This window comes from Croceibacterium atlanticum (assembly GCF_001008165.2).
GTDB classification, from domain to species: Bacteria; Pseudomonadota; Alphaproteobacteria; order Sphingomonadales; family Sphingomonadaceae; genus Croceibacterium_C; species Croceibacterium_C atlanticum.
Genome location: NZ_CP011452.2, coordinates 2,781,180 through 2,802,492, shown reverse-complemented (window position 1 = coordinate 2,802,492; position 21,313 = coordinate 2,781,180). Strand labels below are relative to the sequence as shown.

Here is a 21,313-nt window from a genome sequence, read left to right as displayed (position 1 = left end):
AAACTCAAGGAACTCAATTGTAAGCAGTTCACCCATTGTTGCCCGCTGAGTCGGGTTGGCTTGCCTTCTTGGCACGCTCAAAGAGTTTTTCGATCTTATCGAAGAACCGGCTGCCCGATTGATCATTCTTCGTTTCATCTTCAATTTCATCGACGCTATCGAGGAGATCCTTGATGTCATCCTTCTTCGCATAACCAAGTGCGCGTGCAAAACGGAGTTGCTCCCGGGCCTTTTCCAAAAGGCCAGTGATGCGGTCATTATCCGCTTTGGTTCGGGAAGATTTCTTAGCAAGTTCCCTTGCTTCGTTAATGGCGCCCTGTGCCCGCGCGATCGGCAGCGGAATGATTGTGTCCTGAACTACTATTGTACCGAGTGCCGCCAGTATGACTTCCTTGGCCTCCTGCGGCTTATCCTTCGCAAGAAGCGCTGCAGCTGACTTGATGGCGTCTGGATAGGTTGCGAGAGGCAGGTTGCTAACGCGAATTATGGTCTCGCTTGCTAGACCATCCATCAATCGGCGAGCTTCCTGTAGGCGCCCGTCGTCAATCTTGTCCTCGACCTGCTTCTTGAGCGCTTTAACGGCGTCTTCATCGGCCAAAATATCGTGAGTGACGACCGAAACGTCGACAGGCGCCAGCGCGAGATTCGGACTGCGGGCGAGAAGGATTTCAAGCTTGCCTGTGGCCCGCTCCAGAGCTTCCAGTGCCTTCTTATCATCCTCTTCGTCGATAGCCCCGAGCGCAGTTTGCGTTTCCTGAAGGGCTGCAACGGCCTCTTCGAGGAGTTCGCTAGCATCGACGGCATTCATTTCGTCAGAGGCCGAGGCTGTCTCGGTCACTTCATTCGGAGAGGTCTGGGTTTGCTCCTTGGCTTCTTCGCCTTTGTCAGAACAGGCGCCGGTCGCGAGCAACGCCAAGGCAAGGATGGGCGAAGTTTTGTGGAAGGACAGCATGGCTAAACCCCTTTTCAACAGCGAGAGAAGATTATGTAGCGGAAGGCCGCTAGTCGCCTTGCGGCGCTGGCAGCATCAGCGGTTCCTTGAATCGAATGACGTGCCGGACTGCGTCCCAATCGACCACGAGCATCGACGTCACCCCTGTAGGACTATCCATCACCATCAAAGATTCAGGTCGCCTGATCAGATGATCGAGGCCTTCGAGGGCGATCTCGAACACGTCGCTCTTATGGTCATAAGTGATCCCTAAGATCGGCAAGCTCTTTGCTTGCACCTGATCTCCCAGGTCGAGAGACGCGACCTCAATTTCTGCCCTGAGTCCTGTCAGAGCATCTGTCACTTGGTTGCAGAAACTGGTCCATTGGGATTTCGGTACCGATTTCATTTCTTTAGCTCACCTAATTTTGGGTTGAGAATCTGGGCGAGGCGGCAGGGTTGCCTGTGACCAAAAATTGGTAATCTCGCGCTGCAATTCGTCGCCCAGCAGACGTGTGCGGCGGCACAGCTCATCCGCGGATCGACCTCTTGTTTCTCGTAAGCGGCACATTCGATCAAAAAAACGCTGTTCGAGATTCTTGAGACGCACGAACGCTTTCAGCTCAGCCTCAGATTGCTCCCCTAGCTGGCTCATGACTGCCTCGAGCCTCAGAAGACTTCCTCGGGTGCGGCCGACCTCCAGCGGCAGGCCGGCAATCCAGATCGTTGAGATATTGACCAACTGCATCGCACCCTCCTGCTTTTGGCGGGACGAAGTTGCGTCAATCCAACTCTCCTCGCGCTGACCTAGGTCAGCCCGAAAGCCGTTTTGCTTTGGTAGCTTGCCACACTGCAACGGAATCATGGTGACATATGTCACATTTAATGCTTTATAGCACTTATGGTGCTATATGGTATATTGCGAATATGAATCGCGCAGCAGCATTGGGGCTGCCGCCGCTCTTTTCTGGGCTGGCGCCGCGCGTGATCGAGCTGAGGGAAGGTCAGGACTTATCCATCAGCCCGACCGGGGATTTGTACTGGGTATTGTCCGGTGTTGTGCAAAACAGCGTGATTGCAGAGGATGGACGGCGCTGGATCGAAGGATTCCACCTCCCGGGTGAATTCTTCTGGGCCGATCAAGCGAGCGTCAAAAGCCAAACGGCCGAAGCGCTTTGCGCTACGTCCATCTTGATCACAGCATCTTCTGTTCTTCAGGCGCTGACATCGAGCAGTGATGCAGCGGTAGACTCTGTGTGGTCTTGGTGTGCCAGGACGCATGTGGCTTCATTGAGACGCGGATTTCTCCTCGCGCGGTCGACGGCAGTAGAAAAACTATCCTATTTCCTCATGGATCTGGTCCATCGCCTTGGCGGGCGCCGGGAGATTTGCCTGCTCATGTCGCGTGCCGAGATTGGCGATCATCTCGGCCTCACCAGCGAGACCGTTACCCGCACATTCACGCTTCTGCAGAACGAAAAGCTCCTCCGTGTGAACGGCAAGGACGTGACGATTCTCGATTCGAACGGGCTGCTTCTCAACGCCCAAGCCATATTCTCGACCTGACATGACGGCCAAAAGATTTGGCCGGCCATCCAATCGGGCAGTGGTGCTTCAGTCGCTGGCCGAGGGCTCTGGTGAATTGCCCGCTCTTGAAGCGAGCACCGCCCCACCCAAATATCCGGGCAAACGTCGTGCCAGGTAGCGGAGAAGCCAATAAATCCTCCATACTCAGAGATTTGCTTACTAGAGGTCTAAGGAGCAGACAGCATGGCTAGTTCAATTGATTCCGAGGTCCGAAACATGTCGGGCTTTTCTATCGGTCAGATCGAATGCACCCTCTCGGGAAACTGGTGGGTTTTCTTCATACGCGGGGTACTGTTCGTACTATTGGGCGCCTTGGCACTGGCAATGCCGATCAGTGCGGTTATCGCGCTAACGCTCCTATTTGGAGCTTTCTCATTCGTGGACGGGGTTCTCGCGCTTTGGTCCGGGGTGAGGCGGATGCGGAAGAATAAAAGGTGGGGATGGCTAATAGCGAGTGGTCTGATCGGGATCGTCACGGGTGCAATTGTCCTCATTGCCCCATATGTTGCTTCACTCGCGCTCGCATTATTTCTCTGGGGCATGATTGCATTCTGGAGCATCATGCGAGGCGGAATGGAAATAGCCGCAGCCATAAGAATGCGGAAGGAAATTAAAGGCGAATGGCTACTTGTCGCCGCCGGGCTCATATCCCTGCTTTTCGGGATTCTAGCAATTTACCTGATCATCGCCCTTCCGGGCAGCGCCGTCCTCGCCGCTGGCTGGGTGTTCGGAATCTACGCACTGATTTTTGGTGGGTTGATGCTTTTGCTCGGGTTCCGTCTGCGGCGCATCGCAAAGGCAGGCGGTGCAGTGGAGACATGAAGGCGACTAGCGGGATGACAAAAGCAATCGCCGTCGCCGGTAGGCCTCCTATGTCCGCTCCTTCTTGACGGGAGATCACAAGGACTAACAAGAATGGAAAGCGCATCAAACGCAACCCCTATGCTCGAAAGTGCAGCGCTCCTTATCGGCGGAGCCTTCGTTGTCGTATCGCTTTCCGTCCGGCTCGGTGTCCCAGCAATTCTGGGGTTTCTGCTTACTGGGCTCGTATTGGGACCACACGTTCTGGGGTTGCTGCAAGAGGAAGGTGCCGCATTGGGTGCCTTGGGGGAGCTAGGGGTGATCCTGCTGATGTTCTCCCTAGGCCTCACATTCTCGTGGACGAAGCTCGTGGAACTCCGCCGTTTGATCTTCGGAATTGGCGGGGCGCAGGTCGGCATAACGGCTGTCATCGTCGCGCTCGGTGCGAATCTGCTTCTAGATGTGTCTTGGCCGAAAGCCATATTGCTTGGCGCCGCCACTGCAATGTCGTCGACTGCTCTGAGTATCAAGCAACTGGAGGCCTCCGGTGCGTTGGGCCATGCTCAAGGCCGGACGTCGATTGCCATTCTTCTCTTTCAGGATCTGGCAACGGTAGGATTTCTGGTCCTTATTGATGCTCTGCAGACAGCAAGTGCTACCGGGCATGGGGTCGAAAAGGGCTTCTTCAACGTACTAGGTCTTTTCGCCGCGCTCATTCTTGCCAGGAAGCTTCTCATTCCACTCGCCCAGTGGATTGAACGAAGCTCCAACAACGAACTTCCGCAGTTGCTTGCGCTCTTTCTGGTTCTTTCGACAGCAGTCGGAGCGCACTACGCCGGCCTTTCGCCAGCACTCGGAGCGTTCATCGCAGGAATGCTGATTGGCGAAGGCGATGCTCGAAACGTCGTTGAACGCGAAGTGAGGCCTTTTCGGGATCTCCTGCTAGGGATCTTTTTTGTCAGCCTAGGAGCTCAAATGGACATTACGATCCTTGGCCAAGCGTTTGGATCTGTCCTCGCTTGGCTGGCGGTCATCGTGTTCCTCAAAGCTGCGATTTTGGCCGCGATTCTCTACCTGGCAGACACCGACGCCGAAGTGTCCGCAAAGGTGGCATTGATATTGGCCCACGCCGGTGAATTCAGCCTGCTTCTCGTGTCTCTGAGCGTGGGCGCCGGTTTGCTCGACAATGCGTTGGCCCAACCCTTCCTGCTGGCAATTGGGATCAGCCTTTTTATCGCACCCTTCCTTATCTCGCTATCCGCCAGAGAGAATCTTGTCCGGCAATCCCTTTGCAAGTTGCGGCGAAACCAGGGGAGATAGGGGGGCACGCCACCAACGCGACCTTGTGCAGCGCCAAAGATCATGCTGCCAGCTTACCGATTGCAGATTGATCCACCGATCCCGGAGCCTAGATTCCCGGAATGCAACGACAGACACCCACACCGTCACGCTCTTTCCGCCCGTTAGTAATTGCGCTAATCGCCATGAACGTCCTCCTCCTTTCAGCAGTCGCTTCGCTCCTTCTATTGCAATCCGCGCCTGTCGCTGAGCCCCGCACTGTTACGCCGCGCGGCGACCTTGCTGCCGATGAGCGAGCCACTATCGATCTTTTTCGCAATGCGCGCGATTCGGTTGTGTTCATCTCGACCCGCCAGCGTGTTGCCGACTTCTGGACCCGCAATGTCTACAGCGTGCCGCGCGGTTCGGGATCGGGCCTGATCTGGGATGGGGCCGGACACATCGTCACCAATTACCATGTAATAGAAGGAGCCTCAGAAGCTCAGATACAGATGTCCGATGGCCGCCAGTTCAATGCCCAGCTCGTCGGCGTGAGCCCGCAGCACGACCTCGCTGTTTTGAAGATCGGTGGCGCAGGATTTAGCGCCCCGACGCGTGTTCCGATCGGCACCAGCAGTGATCTACAGGTCGGACAGAATGTCTTTGCCATTGGCAATCCCTTTGGTCTCGACTGGACGCTAACCAAAGGGATTGTTTCCGCCCTCGACCGGTCGCTCCCGAATGAGAATGGGCCGGATATCCGCCATCTGATTCAGACTGATGCAGCGGTTAATCCGGGCAATTCAGGTGGTCCGCTTCTCGACTCTGCCGGACGGCTAATCGGCATAAACACCGCCATTTACAGCCCTTCAGGCGCATCTGCAGGAATCAGCTTTGCAGTCCCGGTGGACACTGTGATGCGCGTGGTGCCACAGTTAATTGCCAACGGCCGCTACACACGCCCCGCGCTTGGCATCGAAAGTGATGAGGAAATCAATGACCGGCTCAAGCGCGCTTCTGGTATTGACGGGGTATTCATACTGAGTGTTGAGCCTGGATCGGCCGCAGAGCGCGTGGGCCTTGTCGGTGTCCAGCGTACGAGGCGCGGGATCCTACCAGGAGATGTGATCGTGGCCCTAAACAGCAGGCCGGTGTCACGGCTAGGCGATTTACTCGCGCGGCTTGACGATTTTCAGGTGGGGCAAAAAGTACAACTTACGCTTCTCCGTGCCGGCGAGGAGCGCAATGTGTCCGTCGACCTCCAACCCGGAATCTGAGCACACGAACTTCGACCGCCGCGCTCGAGGACGCTTTGCGATCACCGCGCTTCGGTCACCGGCCTGGCAGCAAGTAGATTTTTGGTTCTCCTCAATGCTTCGCAGGCAACAAGCGACACCGGGCAACCGCAAAAAGGCCGGGACGCCGAGAGCGCCCGCGCCTGACATAAATCAGCGCGACAAGCCGTCGTTCGCATAGTGAGGTCACTCATCTTGGATTCGAAAGTCCGACCAGCCGATCGCCTGTAATTTGCCGGCAAGGGCGTGGATCCTATTCGAACATGGACATCGCGAAGGTGTTCCGGACCGGAGCGGGGAAATAATGGATAGTGCGCCGCTGACCAGAGATGCCTTCATGAATATGGTAAGGGCACACCTTCCATCACTGATGGATGCGGCGGCGCGGGAACTTGCCTATCGGGAAGCGATCGGTGAACTCAGTTCCGATCAATTGACTGAAGAGGACTTGATCGCAGAGACACTTTTCAAAGCCTGGCGCAGCCGGAAACATAAGCCGGACCTGTTGGAAGCGCGCATATGGTTGATTGGCCTAGTCCACGCAACCGCAGAAATGCTCATCGCACAAGAGGCGGAAAGTCAGCCCTCCGGCATCCTCAGTATTGAAGAAGTTCTACACGAGAAACCGGCTTATGATCCTGACGCCGATTTCTGGGAATGGTTTCAGCCTGATGAGGTGTTGCGGAGAGAAGACGAAATTCCCGATGCCACCTTGATGCCCCAAGAGTGGGAGGAAATCGCACTTCGAAGCCCAGGTCTTCAGAAGCTGACCGGAACACCGAAAGAAGCCGCTGTGTTGCACCTGGTGCATAAGTTGGAAGTTGTCGAAGTGGCTCAAGTTCTTCAGCGTCCCCTTCAGCAGGTTCACGAAGATCTCCAAAGAGCTCATTCGGGAAAGGAGCAAAAAGACAAGTAGCCACTCATCCCGCACCACTACGACAGAAAGAGACACACGCTGCATGCCGAAGGTTCTTGTTCTTTATTATTCGTCATATGGCCACATTGAAACGATGGCCGAAGCTATTGCGGAAGGTGCCCGTTCGACGGGCGCTTCGGTAGACATCAAGCGTGTGCCTGAAACAGTACCAGAAGAAGTGGCGCGCAACGCCCATTTCAAACTCGACCAGCAGGCACCAGTTGCTTCCGTCGGCGACCTAGAACGATATGACGCCATCATCGTAGGCACAGGAACGCGCTTTGGCCGGATTTCGGCGCAGATGGCTGCATTCCTGGACCAGGCCGGCAGTCTGTGGGCTCGCGGTGCCCTGAATGGCAAGATCGGCGGGGCCTTCACTTCAACCGGCTCACAGCATGGTGGGCAGGAGACCACGCTGTTTTCGATCATTACCAATCTGCTGCACTTCGGAATGACGATTGTCGGATTGGACTATGGTTATGCCGGCCAGATGAATGACAAGGAAATCGTCGGTGGGGCACCCTATGGAGCGTCGACTATTGCTGGCGCGGATGGGGGCCGTCAGCCAAGCGATATTGATCTGGCAGGCGCCCGCTATCAGGGTCGACGGGTGGCCCAAGTCGCGGCCAAGGTTTTTGGCTGATTCATATCCTCCCACCGGCCATGCAGAATTGCACAGCCATTTAGAGCAACCACTCAATCGGCATGTTTGATAGCGCTCGGATTCCAATTCGCTGCCATGCAGTTGTCCCGGGTTCTGCGCGGTGTTCGATCACCATCCCTGCTCGGTGTTCCATCCAGACAAGCTTACCTCTGTCGGACAATTTCAATTCGTACGAACTGCGGAGCAGTTCTTTTGCCAACGCATGTTCGACCCGGTTCGCAAGCGTTGGGCTTTCAATCACGCAACCCAACTCGGTATTGAGGTGCATGGATCGTGGATCGAAGTTAAAAGAGCCGATGAACAAGCGGCGCCTGTCTATGGTGAACGTCTTGGCATGCAGTGTCGTAGCGGTGGACCGCAGAATCTTCCCTGCCTTCCCGCTTCGCCGTGAGGCCCCACTACTGAGCAAATTACGCTTCTCACCGCTGCTCCGCCGCCTTCCTCTCAGTTCGAACAGTTTGATGCCCTTTCGCAGCAGCGCTTTGCGATAAGATGCATATCCTGCATGAACTACCCAGACATCCGTTGCGGCGAACGAGTTAGTTATCACCCGTATCTCAACACCCTTCTCACGCATGGCCGTGAACACGTCGACCCCAGCTGCGGTAGGGACGAAATAAGCGGATATCAGCGAGATTTCGCGGATAGGCGTCTCGAGTATGCGATTGAGTCGATTTCCCAGGAGTTGGCTCGGTTTCGCTCGGCCAAGTGCCTTGGCAGGGTCGTCGCTAACAAGCCTTGCCGGTGCCCAATCGAGACTGTTGGACAACCCGATCTGCAAGGATGGCGCCGAGCGGATTGTTTGAACATAAGTTTGGGAAAGCGGCAGGTTCATTACCTGGGACAAACGATCTGCCAGTGCGGAAACGGGCGAGGTGGCCGACCTGTCGCAAAGAGCCTCAAGAGGATAGGCTAGTGAACTGGACCAAAAGCGGTCGAAGTCCGTAGAGAGTTGGCCGACGATCGGCCCCACCGCCAGAGCATCAAGGTCCGCAAAATGCGATTGCTCATCTACCGCAAAATACTCATCGCCAATATTGCGGCCTCCAATGATGGCAAACGCGTTATCCGCAATGAAGCATTTATTGTGCATCCGCCGGTTAAGGCGGCCAAAGCTGGTTAGGTATTCGAGGAAGTGCCAGCGTTTGCTCAGGAACGGATTGAAAATCCTCACTTGTACGTTCGACGCGGCACTGAGTGCCGCCAACTCGGAGTAAAGTGAGAGTGCGCCATTTCCATCTAGTAGCAATCGGATACGAACGCCACGTTCGGCAGCCTTGCGAAGGGCGTCCAGTAGAAGCACCCCACATAGGTCGTTCCGCCACAGATAATATTGAAGATCCAGGCTTCTTACGGCCAACTCGGTCAGGGAGAGGCGCGCAGCGAATGCATCGCCGCCCTCGTTCATTAGGGAGAAGCCGGAGAGCGCGCCCTTTTCATTGGCAAGAACCTCCGCTTCCGCGCCTAAGGGAGTGTCGGCCGTGTCAACGAAAGCATGGCTTTCAGTTTGAAATGGAATGGCCGCGCTACGGACAGCAAAGACGATTTTCAGAATCGCCAAGGCGGAGGCCAATGCTGCCACGATGACGACGATAATCGCCCAGTGCCCCAAAGCTGCCTCTTCCGTTCGAGCGAATTGGATGAGTGGGTATGAGGGGATTACCCTGCTTTAACAATGACAAAGGTCAGAACGACAAAGCTCCAACTTGGGGTCTTGAACCGGTAGAGAGCGCTCCTAAATCTTGCAGTGCCGGGCGCCGCACAAGGGCTCGGTGGACATAGAGAGCGTCGGCTCTCATTACCGACGCTTCTCAAGTCCAGATTGCTCACAGGAGGATTTGGAAATGAGAACGAGTATTGACCTTGCGCCATATCGCCGTTCGACGGTCGGCTTCGATCGTCTCTTCGACATGCTCGAAGGCAAGACCGATGGCCAGGAAGGCTATCCGCCTTACAACCTCGTGCGCCTTGGCGAGGACAGCTACCGCATCGAGCTGGCCGTAGCCGGCTTCACACCCGATGAGGTGGAAGTCATCGCGCAGCAAAATCGCCTCACTGTAAGCGGCAAGAAAGGCGAGAACGAAGACGGTGGCGAATATCTACACCGGGGGATCGCAACACGTTCCTTCGAGCGCCGGTTCGAACTTGCTGACTATGTCGAGGTTGATTCAGCGAATTTCGAGAACGGGCTGCTTAGCATCACTCTCAGGAAGGTGGTGCCCGAAGCGATGAAGCCTCGCCGCATTGAGATCGGCCACGGCGAACCCGCTTCGAAGCAGATCGATACGGCTCAGGCACAAAGCCAAAAGGCCGCCTGATCTCTGACCCAACCGTTGTGCCGACGTCGCCGCATGACGGCGGCGGCGGAGGCATTCGCTCACTCGAAATTGATATAGGTGAATTATGGCAATCAAAGATTTGATCCCGTGGCGGCGGAATGAAACCTCATCCGAAATAACGCCGAGTTCCACGACGAACTGGCCGGAAGAACGGCACCCCGTCGAACAGTTCCGTCGACAAGTCGATCGACTGTTCGATGATTTCTTCTCGTTCCCGTCGCTTCTACGCGACCAGACCAAGGCATTCCCGGTATGGCCCAGTCTTGAAGTGAAGGAAAACGACAGTGAAGTCACCGTGACCGCAGAGCTGGCCGGCTTGACGGAGAAAGATGTGGAGGTCTCGGTTGATAACGGAGTCCTCACCATCCGAGGCGAAAAGACGAGCGCTAACGAAGATCGCGATAATGGGTGGTCGGAGCGCTTCTATGGCTCTTTCGAGCGCCAAGTTGCGCTGCCTGATGGTGCTGACGATGAAAAGTGCCATGCGAACTTCGACAACGGCGTACTGACTATCACAATGCCGAAAGCCGCAGGTAAATCTCGGCTGAAGAAGATTCCGATCGGCAAGGCCAATAACTGAGCCTGATACGCATGAGGTCCCATTCCCGCGGGAATGGGACCTCGACTTTTCCCATTCGGGCCACCCCATGTCGCAGCAGTTCAACTGTTAGGAGACAGGAGCATGGAACGCGAGGAAATTACCAGAATTGCCGGTGCACTGGATGATACAACCATAGCCACGATCGAGGGTATGAATGTGTTGATTTCCACTGAGAGCTGACCCGGGATTTCCATCGAGAATTGACCCGGGTGGGTATTATGTCCCGCTGTGCGGGCGGTGGGTCAAGCGGGTGATTTTTCCTTTCTGGATTTGGGCGCTGCCGAACTGGCGCGGAAGCGGAAGCTGTCGTTTCCGGTTTCGAGGATGTGGCAGTGATGGGTGAGCCGATCGAGCAGCGCTGTGGTCATCTTGGCATCGCCGAACACACCGGCCCACTCGCTGAAGCTGAGGTTGGTGGTGATGATGACGCTGGTACGCTCATAGAGCTTGCTCAGAAGGTGGAAGAGGAGCGCACCGCCTGACGGGCTGAACGGCAGATAGCCAAGTTCGTCGAGGATCAGCAGATCGAGGCGCAGCAGCCGGTCGGCAAGCTGACCGGCCTTGTTCATCGCTTTTTCCTGTTCCAGCGCATTGACCAGATCGACCGTGGCGAAGAAGCGGACCTTTTTGCGGTGATGCTCGACAGCCTGAACGCCAAGCGCGGTGGCAATGTGCGTCTTGCCGGTTCCGGGACCACCGATCAGCACGACGTTGTGAGCCCCATCGATGAACTCGCCGCGATGAAGCTGGCGGACCATGGCCTCGTTCACCTCGCTGGAAGCGAAGTCGAAGCCGGCCAGGTCCTTGTAGGCCGGGAACTTGGCGGCCTTGATCTGGTAGGCGATGGACCGGACTTCGCGTTCGGCGACTTCGGCCTTGAGCAACTGGGAGAGAATAGGGACGGCCGCATCAAACGCGGGTGCCCCTTGCTCGATGAGTTCGCCGACGGCCTGGGCCATGCCGTACATCTTGAGAGAACGCAGCATGACCACGACGGCGGCGCTGGCGGGGTCATGACGCATGACGCAGATCCTTATTCCGCAGGGTATCGTAGCGGGCGACGTTGGCCTTGGGTTCACGCTGCAAGGTCAAGGCCTGCGGGGCATCGATTCTGGGCGGCGTGCCATCCTTGCCGTCAATCAGGCGATGCAGGATATTGAGAACATGGGTCTTGGTCGCGACGCCGGCCTCGAGAGCCAGTTCGACGGCACACAACACGGCTTGTTCGTCATGGTGCAGGACCAGCGAGAGGATTTCTACCATCTCCCTGTCGCCGCCGGAGCGCTTCAGAAGCTGGCCCTGTAGTTGCCGGAACGCCTCCGGCATCTCGGTAAAGGGGGCGCCATTGCGCAAGGCTCCCGGTTTGCGCTGGATCACCGCAAGATAGTGCCGCCAATCATAGATCGTCCGTCCCGGTTGATCATGGGATCGTTCGATGATCCGCCCATGCTCGCACAGGAGCTGCCCCTCGGCGGCAATGACGATCCGATCGGGATAGACCCGCAGGCTTACCGGCCGATTGGCGAAGGAAGCGGGGACGCTGTAGCGGTTGCGCTCGAAGGATATCAGGCAGGTCGGCGACACCCGCTTGGTGTGTTCCACAAAGCCATCGAAGGGGCGCCCCAGTGGCATCAGGCTTGCGAGTTCGGCGGCATGCACATCAGCGATGGTGCCGGGCAGCACGCCATGCGGGATCTCTCCCCACTGCGCGATGCATTGCTCCTCGAGCCAGGCATTGAGCGCATCGATGTCCGGGAAGGCGGGCCCGGAAGGACCATGGGCCTGCCACAGTCGCCGCCGCGCATCCTGAACGTTCTTCTCGACCTGACCCTTCTCCCATCCCGCGGCGGGATTGCAGAACTCCGGTTCGAACAGGTAATGGCTCGCCATGGCTGCAAAGCGGGCGTTGACTTGCCGGGCCTTACCGCTGCCGATCTTGTCGACTGCGGTTTTCATATTGTCGAAGATTCCACGCTGCGGCACCCCGCCCAGCACCCGGAAGGCCTGGGTCATGGCATCGAACAGCATCTCATGGGTCTGGAGCGGATAGGCCCTGACGATAAAGGCTCTGCTGTGCGACAGCTTCGTATGTGCGGCCTGCAGCTTGGTCTGCTTGCCGGCGATCATGGCCCAGTCCTCGCTCCAGTCGAACTGGAACGCCTCGCCAGGCTGGAATACCAGTGGGACGAAAGTTCCACGCCCAATAGTCTGGGCGTCGCGCTGGCGGTCCGCCTTCCAGGTCCGCGCGAAAGCCGCAACGCGGTTGTAGGAACCGTCGTATCCCAAGGCCACGAGATCGACATGCATCTGCTTGACCGTGCGTCGCTGCTTGCGCGACTTGCTGGCCTCGATCCTCAGCCAGGCCGAGAGCCTCTCGGCAAACGGGTCCAGCTTGCTCGGGCGATCGGGAACCTTGAACTTCGGCTCCACCGTATCCGCCCGCAGGTACTTGCGGATCGTGTTGCGCGACAATCCCGTGCGCCGTTCAATCTCACGGATCGGGATGTTCTGCCGGAAATGCCAGCGTCGAATTACACTCAGTAACGCCATGTCGATCACTCCAGGATCTCCCGACCTGCAAGCCAGGAGAACGATCAAAACATGGGTCAATTCTCAGTGGAAATTTATGCCCCTCCCGGGTCAGCTCTCAGTGGAAATCAACAGTATGAATGCAACGTCCGCAGAGTTGACCGAGGCGATGAACTGGATAGCAAACGACGAGGCGTTGATATCCGATGGCCATCATCTCCCAGCCGGTCGTGTGGCAGCGCTGATTGATGCGCTAGAGCAAGCCGACCAAGCCCTCAATCCACCGGATTTTGAATAGTGAGAGAGCTTGGCAGCCATGGCCCGCCTGACGGGGGGTGGGGGCGGCGGACCATGGCTGCGCCGGACAGGTGTACCAAGCCAGATCGGGGCAGATCTATTGCTTCAGAATCGACCGCAACATCCAGGCGGTCTTTTCATGTACACCAATCCGTCCAACCACGAGGTCAGCCGTGGCTTGGTCATTTCCCTCTTCCGCATCAGGAACAAGTCGTCGCGCCGTCCTCGCCGCACCTTCATGCCCCTCAGCCAGGATTCTGACCATATCAGTCGCCTCAGGCGGATCAGCAGGAGCATCTGGAAGCGAACTTAGGCGGGCGAATTCCGCATATGAACCCGGTGCAGAACTACCAAGAGACCGGATTCTCTCGGCAATTGGGTCGACCGCATTCCACAGCTCTGTGTACTCGGTCATGAACATAGCGTGCAGGCTAGTGAACATCGGCCCGGTCACGTTCCAATGGAAGTTATGGGTGGTCAGGTAGAGCGTATAGGTGTCGGCCAATAGTTTTTTCAAACCATCGACAATGACAATCTGCTTTTCCTCTAAGATTCCGGTTGCGACCGCCAATTCCAGTCTCCTTCACTGACAGCAAGGGTGACTTCAAGGCAGCGGGTCGAAGCGCTTCGCTGAGATCAATAACTCCTCGCGATACTGCGGCATCCGACTCGTCCTCGAACGCGACATTTCATAGCAAAAATATGGGAAGAAGGCCTGATATAGGTCAGTTCCGAGCAGGTATTGGCCGGCCCATCATATGTTCCCTCCTCCTCTGCTGGGCTGACATGGCTCAGCGACACTTTCTTCGCTGCACGCCATCCAGCCCTGTGGTGAGTGATCGCCACAGACTTCTGTTGAAGGAGAGCAATGATGACACCGTTTCGTAGTGATGAAAGCATAAAAAAGGACATAGAAGCGGAGATCAAATATGATCCCTCTATCCAGCATCATGAAAGTATCGCGGTTACAGTCAAAGAAGGTATAGCCACACTGGCTGGAACAACCAACACCTTCATGGACTCTTATTACGCAGAAAAGGCAGCAAAAAGGGTTGGCGGTGTAAAGGCGGTTGCGAATGATATTCAAGTAAAGGTTACGGTTGAGCGACTCGACACGGAAATCGCCTCCGACGCCGTAAAAAGCATTGCGCGGGAAGTTCCGATAGTAGCCGATAAGATCAAAGCCGTAGTTAAAAACGGATCGGTCACGCTGGAAGGAACAGTCGAATGGCACTACCAGAAGGAATGGGCTGAAAGAGCAGTTCGCTCGATACCGGGCGTGAAAAGTGTATCTAATGTCATCGTAGTTAAGCCGCGGGTCAGCCCCGTCGAAGTGAAGAAAAAGATCCAAGATGCGCTGGTACGAAGTGCGCAAATCGACGCCGAAGGCGTAATTGTCGAAACCGATGGCGGGAAGGTCACCCTAAAGGGCTCGGTACGCTCATGGGCAGAGCGTCAGGAAGCCGAGCGCTCTGCCTGGGCCGCGCCCGGTGTGACGAGCGTCCAAAACAAGATTACTATCAAGCCGTGAGCAGGATGATACCCGCGATCGACCAGGTCGCGGGTATCATTTTCAAGGTCTTAGACGAGCGTTTCACTGCTCGCCTTTTCCTGCTGCGCCGAGCCAGCTTTGCCAGCCTCTCGCATTCGCCACCAGGAATACACAATTCCGCCGATCAGGAGAAACAACGTCACGCTCAGTGAAATCAGCGGCTCTACATGCCCACCAAAGTCCTGATACAGGATCTTGCCACCGATGAACATCAAGATCAGGGCCAGCGTGTGCTTCAGGTATTGTAGCTTTTCCATCCCGGAAGATATCGCGAAATACATTGCACGCAGGCCAAGGATAGCAAATATATTTGATGTATAAACCAAATATGGTTCTTGTGTAATAGACAATACGGCAGGAACGCTTTCAAAGGCAAAGATAACATCCGCAAACTCAACCAGCAAAAGGGCCAAGAATAGAGGCGTTGCGAACCAGCGGTGTCTTGAAGGCACAGAGTCGTCAGTCAACCGTACAAAAAACGCGCGGCCATGCAACTGGTCCGTCACTCGGAACCAGCGACGAAAATTGTCTACAATCCTCGTCTGGCTGAACGAAAACTTTCTCTCGTCATGCCTAAACATTTGGACAGCAGCCCCAATCAGGAGGATGCCAAATACCGTTAGCAGCCATGAGAACTCCCGCACCAAGGCGGTGCCTGCGGCAATGAGGAGCGCCCGCAAAACCAGGACGCCCAGAATACCCCAAAACAAGACCCTGTGCTGAAGCGTGGCGGGTATCGTGAAGTATCCAAAGATCAGTGAGAAAACGAAGATGTTGTCGAGGGAAAGACTCTTCTCAAGGACATATGCGGTCAGGAAGCTCAAGCCGGCCTGCGAACCAAACGAAAACCATATCCAGCCGCAAAAACACAGTGCCGCAGCTATATAGAACAGGCTGCTCGCTAGGCTCTCGCGTAGGCCTATGACACGTTCGCCGCGGTGGAAGACACCCAGATCGAGCGCAAGCAAACCAAGCACGAGCGTAACGAAAAGACTCCACGCCCACAGCGGCGTGCCCGCCACGCTCGTGCCAAGCCATGCCAGGATATTTGCATCGGCCATCTCACACTAAGCCCCTTGCGATCCAACGCTCACGAGGTTCTGGACTTTACTGGAGAGCCGGACGGAGCGCTTTCGTGCTGCCGTTGCGCGCCATCGTCAGAGCCTTGAACGTCTATGCACGGGAACTTGCCGCAGCACAGCGCATGGGGACCGGTAGGCGAGCAACAAGGTGCCAGCACCGACTCCATCTGGAATGCCTGTCGCGCTACCGGCTTAGGTCGAGTCTTGGGGCGTTCGTGTACGCGATATTTGATGCCTCTCCTTTCACAATAATCTCGTGCGGACTCCTTATCGGGAAAGCGCAGATCGACATGGATCAATGGATCCCTCCCGCCTGTCCAGCCCATTAGCCAGTCGACGAACGGTTCTTCCCTCGGCTCGAATCGCAAGCGCCACTCGTTCTTTCGCGCGCGCCCGCCGTGCTGAGCCACCGATTCCGGGTAAGGCTCGATGATCGCCGATGCTCCATCGGGGATCGAACTTTTGTGCCGCAGCCAAGCTGGGTCTTCGTTGGGCTTTGTACCGATATGCATGGGCTCTTCATTATCGTTGCCCAGGACACCGACAGCTGTCTCCAACATACTCCCGAACTCTGGAGAAGTCGGCGTGTAAGTCAGTTTTGAAGCAGGTTTCGATCGTGCCACAGCCATTTTACTTTCCTCCTCAAGGTCATCGGATACGCAGCTGCGAAGCAGCATGCGCACCAGTCATGGAGTGTTCTTCAGCTTGGCGAGTGCCCCTGGCCCCCAGCACCAGTCGCCGGTTCAGAGCGGACTTCAATGCGTCGCGGACGCAGTGCGTCGGGGATCTCGCGCTTCAGTTCGATCACGAGAAGGCCGTCACGCATGTCTGCGGACAAAACCTCCATGAAGTCTGCGAGTTCGAACTGTCGGACGAACGGCGGCGTAATGATGCCGCGGTGAAGAAAACTTTCCCTGTCTTTCCCATCGGTGTCACTGCTGCCCCTGACTGTTAGCAGATTGCCTTGCTTTACGACTTCGACATCGGTCGGACGGAAGCCTGCCAGGGCAAGAGTGACCCTGTAGGAGTCGGCACCAAGCCGCTCAATGTTGAAAGGGGGAAACGAAGGGCCCGTGACGCGACCAGAACCGTTGATGGTCTCCGGTTCAGCAGAGGGGTACCGGAAAGGCCTCGCACTCGTAGTTTTGTCTAGTCTCATAACCAAATCCTCCTGTGAGCAATTCGGACATGAGAGGCACCGGAGGGAGCCGATGCCCTCTGATCCCACTGGGTCCATACGGCACCCAGCCAATAATTAGCTAGTTGCCGCAAAGACGACTTCAAGGGGCATATCGCGTCACAAAGGTTACGCTCAGACCTTACGATAAATCGTTACGCCTCGAGCTGAGATAGATCAGAGCGGGAGCCCGCAATCACCGCGATGCCATGACGCGCAACCCTTGCATCGGCATTTGCTCGGGCGGCGGAGTGATGAGCAATCCTGAGGAGAAAGGCAGTGGCCATGCGTGATCTGATGCCCTGGGGACAACCAGGCAACAACAACTCTGTAGTCGCACAGGATCAGTCAAACGACCCGGTTCGTTCGCTTTATCGCGAAATGAATCGACTCTTTGACGATCTTTTTCCCGGCTATCGTGGGCCAGCTCTTGAGCAGTTGACGCGCTATGCGGACTTTCCAAAGCTCGAGATATCCGAGAACGATAAGGAAATTCAGATTTCTGCTGAGCTACCTGGAGTGCATGAGGACGACGTAGAAATCACTCTCGAGAACCAGCTGCTTACTATCCGGGGCGAGAAGAAGTCTTCGGTTGAGGAGAAGGATAAAGGGTATTCCGAGCGAAGCTACGGTCTTTTTGAGCGGCGCATCACCCTGCCGGCCGGCACCGAGGCAGACAAGGCGTCGGCAAGCTTCGGAAACGGCGTTCTGACGTTGAAAATACCAAGATCGGCCGAAGCGATCGAAACTACACGGCACATTCCGATCAACGCCAAATAGCATCTTCCAACTTATGTGAGTTCTGCCGCTCACCGACGCTGCATCAGACAGTGGGCGGCAGTTCACCCTTAGGCTCGAGAATCTCGCCCCGCCACCCAGCTTGGTGGATCACTAGCGGGAAATGACTCCTTGCCGGCCTCATCCACCGGATCGATCCCTTGAGAGTTGGGAATCTCTGGCTGCTTGTTCTTACGACTCCCAGGAGGCTTTACACCTGGCCGAGGATCAGTGCCGTTCGGAGGATCATTCTGCGTGCTGGCCATTGGAACATGTTACTCCATCATCAAAAGGATTGTGTGCTGCCGGCGGGGCGGCAGCCGCCTGTCGTTCCTGCAACATCCGCTGCCGGAAGATAAATGATCATGGTCGTTCCTGTTCCCTCATGGGTTTCAACGGCGAAATGCCCATTGGATTCAGCGACAAATCTTTGGACCTGAGTAAGGCCGAGCCCCGTCCCGCCAGTTTCAGACTTGGTGGTAAAACACGGTTCGAGCACATGCTTCAATAACTCAGCTGGGATGCCCACTCCGTCATCTCTGACCTCGAGCTTTACGAAGTTTCCCGACAACCCATGATGGACACTCTCATCCGATTCCGTATTCTTCGCTGTGATTCTGATCACCCCGCCTTCCGGCATCGCTTCAGCAGCATTCACGACCAAGTTTAGCACGGTCGATTTCAGACTGGTTGGATCGACCTCGACCGGCCAAACTGAACCCCCGCATTCAAGTTCACATTCAATTCCACTCGGAAGCGCACCGGCGATTAGTGCCTCGAGGTTTGAGAGAAAGGTGCAAGGCCCAATCTTCTCCCTTCGATCCACTGCCGTCCTTGGACTACCAAGAATTTCACTGACCAGTGAATTTCCGTGAGAGACCGCATCGCGTAGGCCATCGAAAATTCGCAATGATCGCGCGGTAGGGCCGTGTGAGCGCTCAAGAAGGCTGATGCCGGCCGAGAAAATGGCAAGGACATTGCGCAAGTCATGCGCCACACTTCGCGCTCGCAGTGCGTCCACCATTGGCGGAGCACAAGCGTCGGGTCTAGCGATCAGGTCGTTGATACCAGGCTCCATAATTACTCCACAAAAATGATATTCTTGCGAGTTCTGAGCAAGCCGATCTTGCTCGTGACGCAAACTCGGGGCCGTGTCGGATTTCGTCAGTCCTGCCACTCTATCTGAGAAGGAAATTTGCCAAACTGAGGTATGTCAGGGCCGGCTCAGCCAAGGCTGCACATAAGATATCCGGTCAAAAATGAGATGGAGTGCGCTGTGAGACCGGACGCGGAGGTCCGACAGGATGTCGAAGCAGAAATCAATTGGGACCCCAGTTTTGAATTCCAGCACGACATCCTCGTGTCGGTGAAGGATGGGGTAGTCACGCTAGATGGCTTCACACATTCCTATTCAGACCGGAACAGGGCTGAACGTGCGGCAAAGCGTGTGAAGGGCGTCAGTGCGATAGCGAATGACATAACGGTCAAACTCCGTACTCAAGATGAGAAAACTGACCCGGAAATTGCGAGAGCAGCGATAAGCGCGATCAGATCGGCGCTTCCGGAATTGGCCGACAACTTGAAGATTGTGGTCCGGGAGGGAGTCGTCACTATTGAGGGCGCAGTTGAATGGAACTTTCAGCGAGAAGCTGCGGAAGATGCTGTCCGCCCCACCGAGGGTATCAAAAATCTCGTCAATCTCGTTACCTTGAAGCCGAAAGCGCAAGCATACGAGATCAGGGAAAAGATCGAGAACGCCCTGACGCGCAGCGCACAGGTCGAAGCCAAACGAATCAAGGTTGAGACCGACGGAAGCGAAGTCGTGCTAAGCGGGGAAGTGAACTCCTGGGCGGAGCGCTGGGAAGCCGAAAGAAGCGCTTGGTCTGCACCGGGTGTGACGAAGGTCACGAACCATATCAAAGTTGGAACAGCAGCGTGATGTCTAACAAAGGCGAAAAAGACCGCTCTTCTGATGATTCCGGCCTCAATTCAGGTTCTCCCTCCGGAGAAAACGATCAAGCATTAGAGAAAGTCCGCGTACGTGAGGTCGTTGGAACAGTTTTCAATCAAGACCTTCTGGAAAGCATGGTTTCCGAGCTGACAACCGCTGGCTTCGATAGAAGTGACATCGATCTGATGGCGAGTTGGGATACGATCCGCCAGCAACTGCCGACCATCTATCCCGATCCAGCAGTTCTGTCAGAAATTCCAGACCTCCCGCGTCGAAAGCTTGTTACCGATGACGAGGAAGTGTCCGTTACGGGCCTCGTCTTTGGTACGCTTATTACAGTTTCAGCTTTGGCGGTTGGTGCCCCCGTTGTGGCGTCCGGTGGCGCGCTGGCGGCTGTGATTGCTGCAAGCACAGGCGGAGGTTTACTGGGCGCAGCCTTGGCAAATGCCGTTCGGAAGATTCTCACCAAGGGTATGGATCCAGATACATTGGAACGCGATCTTTGGCGCGGAGGCCTTGTCGTTTTTGTTCGTGCTAGGGCGGCAGAGGCTGAGGAGCGTGCTCAAGCGATTATGCGGAGAAACGGCGCGCGGAACGTCCATGTGCACGAGATCGAGCTGAAAAAGACATTAGACGATTTGCCACTCGCCCGCATCCAGCCAGACCCCTGGTTGGACTGATTAGTCTTGGATCGACCGTAACATGCTACAAGAGCAAACGCGGTGCATGTTTTTCAGGCATCATGTAGCCCGAAAATGCGGTCATCTGCCGGCGATCCAATATGCTCAAAGAACTCGAGTCAATCGAAGCAAGGTGCCGTTGTCGCAACTCCTTCATCGATCGGCTCACATGGGTATCAGAAAGCCCGAGCAAGTCGGCGATGTGGCGTCGTTGAAGCGGAAAATAACACCAATCGCCTTTGACCATGTCGAGCGCGACCAACCGATCAAACAACTCGAGCAGGAAATACGCGAGGCGGGCGGGGGCAGGAAGACGGGATACCAGTGCGAGTCTCGTGTCCCCGCGACGCTGGTCTTCCATCAGTGCCAAGACCATTGCGTCCGAAAGGTCTCCAAACTGGACAAAAAGCTGCTTAAGCGTACGCCCGGAGAGGACGCACAGTGTCACCGGCGTAAGACTTTCAACGCCGCTATCCGAATGGCCAAGCATGAGTTGCTGGAGGCCGATCAAGCTGCCCGGCAGCAGCACTTCGATGATCTGCCGTTGCCCTTCAGACGTCAGGCGATACCGGAACGCCCAACCCGAATAGAGCGTATAGAGACGATCATCGTAAGCGCCGGGCTCGATGATCGTCTGACGAGCAGGCAATTCGATCTGCCCACTCTTGAGTGCTTTAACATAGGCGAGTTCTGGTGCCGAAAACCGCTTGAAGCGAGCAAGCTGCCGCAGAGCACATTCATCGCAAGGCACAAAGTTCATTCATCTACCCGTATCGGTGATCGCGATTTGCGCGATAGCACATAGGGGGACACAAGTCACATGGCGTTACCCTGCTGCCCTTGTGCGCGTTCAATC

Annotated in this window: 25 protein-coding genes; 13 read left to right on the top strand and 12 right to left on the bottom strand. The window is 56.0% G+C overall.

Features of this window, described 5'->3' with window-relative positions; genetic code table 11:
- Window positions 1–28: 28 nt before the first annotated feature.
- From WYH_RS13220 to WYH_RS13210, 3 genes are read right to left on the bottom strand one after another with little or no spacing between them, the layout of a single operon-like run.
- Window positions 29–952, bottom strand: a complete 924-nt coding sequence (locus WYH_RS13220) for a YfdX family protein (protein ID WP_156320146.1) — start codon at window positions 950–952, stop codon at window positions 29–31.
- 49 nt (window positions 953–1,001) lie between these two features.
- Window positions 1,002–1,340: a DUF5335 domain-containing protein gene (locus tag WYH_RS13215; protein ID WP_046904200.1), complete on the bottom strand. Its 339-nt coding sequence runs from the start codon at window positions 1,338–1,340 to the stop codon at window positions 1,002–1,004.
- A gap of 9 nt (window positions 1,341–1,349) precedes the next feature.
- A complete protein-coding gene (locus WYH_RS13210) occupies window positions 1,350–1,679 on the bottom strand; it encodes a hypothetical protein (RefSeq protein WP_156320145.1) in 330 nt (109 codons plus the stop codon).
- A 179-nt stretch (window positions 1,680–1,858) separates the two neighbouring features.
- On the opposite strand from WYH_RS13210, the gene WYH_RS13205 reads away from it, so the two are divergent.
- The 6 genes from WYH_RS13205 to wrbA all read left to right on the top strand — a co-directional run bounded on the left by WYH_RS13205 (window position 1,859) and on the right by wrbA (window position 7,451).
- Window positions 1,859–2,497, top strand: coding sequence for a helix-turn-helix domain-containing protein (locus tag WYH_RS13205; RefSeq protein WP_046905178.1), 639 nt, complete (start codon window positions 1,859–1,861; stop codon window positions 2,495–2,497).
- A 204-nt stretch (window positions 2,498–2,701) separates the two neighbouring features.
- Window positions 2,702–3,340, top strand: coding sequence for an HdeD family acid-resistance protein (locus WYH_RS13200; protein ID WP_235980336.1), 639 nt, complete (start codon window positions 2,702–2,704; stop codon window positions 3,338–3,340).
- A gap of 93 nt (window positions 3,341–3,433) precedes the next feature.
- The gene (locus WYH_RS13195; RefSeq protein WP_082347994.1) at window positions 3,434–4,639 is read left to right on the top strand and encodes a cation:proton antiporter domain-containing protein; all 1,206 of its coding nucleotides are present in this window, start codon (window positions 3,434–3,436) and stop codon (window positions 4,637–4,639) included.
- 164 nt (window positions 4,640–4,803) lie between these two features.
- Window positions 4,804–5,874, top strand: a complete 1,071-nt coding sequence (locus WYH_RS13190; protein WP_046904197.1) for a S1C family serine protease — start codon at window positions 4,804–4,806, stop codon at window positions 5,872–5,874.
- A 322-nt stretch (window positions 5,875–6,196) separates the two neighbouring features.
- Window positions 6,197–6,808: an RNA polymerase sigma factor gene (locus WYH_RS13185; protein ID WP_046904196.1), complete on the top strand. Its 612-nt coding sequence runs from the start codon at window positions 6,197–6,199 to the stop codon at window positions 6,806–6,808.
- 43 nt (window positions 6,809–6,851) lie between these two features.
- Window positions 6,852–7,451 (top strand): NAD(P)H:quinone oxidoreductase, encoded by a 600-nt coding sequence (wrbA, locus tag WYH_RS13180; RefSeq protein WP_046904195.1) that lies wholly within the window; start codon window positions 6,852–6,854, stop codon window positions 7,449–7,451.
- A 40-nt stretch (window positions 7,452–7,491) separates the two neighbouring features.
- Here wrbA and WYH_RS13175 read toward each other — a convergent pair whose 3' ends face one another.
- A complete protein-coding gene (locus tag WYH_RS13175) occupies window positions 7,492–9,084 on the bottom strand; it encodes a phospholipase D family protein (protein ID WP_053833585.1) in 1,593 nt (530 codons plus the stop codon).
- 232 nt (window positions 9,085–9,316) lie between these two features.
- Here WYH_RS13175 and WYH_RS13170 point away from each other — a divergent pair, with 232 nt between their 5' ends.
- Together WYH_RS13170 and WYH_RS13165 are read left to right on the top strand one after the other, a co-directional pair.
- Window positions 9,317–9,790 (top strand): Hsp20 family protein, encoded by a 474-nt coding sequence (locus WYH_RS13170; RefSeq protein ID WP_046904194.1) that lies wholly within the window; start codon window positions 9,317–9,319, stop codon window positions 9,788–9,790.
- Window positions 9,791–9,875: 85 nt separating this feature from the next.
- Window positions 9,876–10,391 (top strand): Hsp20/alpha crystallin family protein, encoded by a 516-nt coding sequence (locus WYH_RS13165; protein ID WP_046904193.1) that lies wholly within the window; start codon window positions 9,876–9,878, stop codon window positions 10,389–10,391.
- Between the two features lie 263 nt (window positions 10,392–10,654).
- Here WYH_RS13165 and istB read toward each other — a convergent pair whose 3' ends face one another.
- Entirely contained in the window at window positions 10,655–11,434 is a 780-nt protein-coding gene (gene istB / locus WYH_RS13160; RefSeq protein ID WP_046902793.1) for an IS21-like element helper ATPase IstB, read from the bottom strand.
- Window positions 11,424–12,962 (bottom strand): IS21 family transposase, encoded by a 1,539-nt coding sequence (istA, locus tag WYH_RS13155; protein ID WP_046904786.1) that lies wholly within the window; start codon window positions 12,960–12,962, stop codon window positions 11,424–11,426. Before istA ends, istB begins: the two co-directional genes overlap by 11 nt.
- 115 nt (window positions 12,963–13,077) lie before the next feature.
- Here istA and WYH_RS13150 point away from each other — a divergent pair, with 115 nt between their 5' ends.
- Window positions 13,078–13,239, top strand: a complete 162-nt coding sequence (locus WYH_RS13150; RefSeq protein ID WP_218917147.1) for a hypothetical protein — start codon at window positions 13,078–13,080, stop codon at window positions 13,237–13,239.
- Between the two features lie 96 nt (window positions 13,240–13,335).
- Here the strand turns inward: WYH_RS13150 and WYH_RS13145 are convergent, their stop codons facing one another.
- Window positions 13,336–13,809, bottom strand: a complete 474-nt coding sequence (locus WYH_RS13145) for a Dps family protein (RefSeq protein ID WP_218917146.1) — start codon at window positions 13,807–13,809, stop codon at window positions 13,336–13,338.
- 297 nt (window positions 13,810–14,106) lie between these two features.
- Between WYH_RS13145 and WYH_RS13140 the strand changes: the two genes are divergently transcribed.
- Window positions 14,107–14,769, top strand: coding sequence for a BON domain-containing protein (locus WYH_RS13140; protein WP_046904190.1), 663 nt, complete (start codon window positions 14,107–14,109; stop codon window positions 14,767–14,769).
- Between the two features lie 50 nt (window positions 14,770–14,819).
- Here the strand turns inward: WYH_RS13140 and WYH_RS13135 are convergent, their stop codons facing one another.
- From WYH_RS13135 to WYH_RS13130, 3 genes are all read right to left on the bottom strand, one after another.
- Window positions 14,820–15,851 (bottom strand): TerC/Alx family metal homeostasis membrane protein, encoded by a 1,032-nt coding sequence (locus WYH_RS13135; protein ID WP_046904189.1) that lies wholly within the window; start codon window positions 15,849–15,851, stop codon window positions 14,820–14,822.
- A gap of 29 nt (window positions 15,852–15,880) precedes the next feature.
- Window positions 15,881–16,384, bottom strand: a complete 504-nt coding sequence (locus WYH_RS17395) for an NADH dehydrogenase ubiquinone Fe-S protein 4 (RefSeq protein WP_082348109.1) — start codon at window positions 16,382–16,384, stop codon at window positions 15,881–15,883.
- 188 nt (window positions 16,385–16,572) lie between these two features.
- Window positions 16,573–17,031: an Hsp20 family protein gene (locus WYH_RS13130; protein ID WP_046904188.1), complete on the bottom strand. Its 459-nt coding sequence runs from the start codon at window positions 17,029–17,031 to the stop codon at window positions 16,573–16,575.
- Window positions 17,032–17,334: 303 nt separating this feature from the next.
- Between WYH_RS13130 and WYH_RS13125 the strand changes: the two genes are divergently transcribed.
- Entirely contained in the window at window positions 17,335–17,829 is a 495-nt protein-coding gene (locus WYH_RS13125) for an Hsp20/alpha crystallin family protein (RefSeq protein ID WP_221232186.1), read from the top strand.
- A 283-nt stretch (window positions 17,830–18,112) separates the two neighbouring features.
- On the opposite strand, the gene WYH_RS13120 is transcribed toward WYH_RS13125, so the two are convergent.
- A complete protein-coding gene (locus WYH_RS13120; protein ID WP_082347992.1) occupies window positions 18,113–18,904 on the bottom strand; it encodes a two-component system sensor histidine kinase NtrB in 792 nt (263 codons plus the stop codon).
- A gap of 198 nt (window positions 18,905–19,102) precedes the next feature.
- Between WYH_RS13120 and WYH_RS13115 the strand changes: the two genes are divergently transcribed.
- The gene (locus WYH_RS13115) at window positions 19,103–19,765 is read left to right on the top strand and encodes a BON domain-containing protein (RefSeq protein ID WP_156320141.1); all 663 of its coding nucleotides are present in this window, start codon (window positions 19,103–19,105) and stop codon (window positions 19,763–19,765) included.
- Window positions 19,765–20,457 carry a hypothetical protein gene (locus WYH_RS13110; RefSeq protein ID WP_179945415.1) on the top strand — a complete coding sequence of 231 codons (693 nt, stop codon included), beginning with the start codon at window positions 19,765–19,767 and terminating at the stop codon, window positions 20,455–20,457. The genes WYH_RS13115 and WYH_RS13110 overlap by 1 nt, the downstream gene beginning before the upstream one ends.
- Before the next feature lie 25 nt (window positions 20,458–20,482).
- Here WYH_RS13110 and WYH_RS13105 read toward each other — a convergent pair whose 3' ends face one another.
- Window positions 20,483–21,217, bottom strand: coding sequence for a Crp/Fnr family transcriptional regulator (locus WYH_RS13105; RefSeq protein WP_046904184.1), 735 nt, complete (start codon window positions 21,215–21,217; stop codon window positions 20,483–20,485).
- Window positions 21,218–21,313 lie beyond the last annotated feature (96 nt).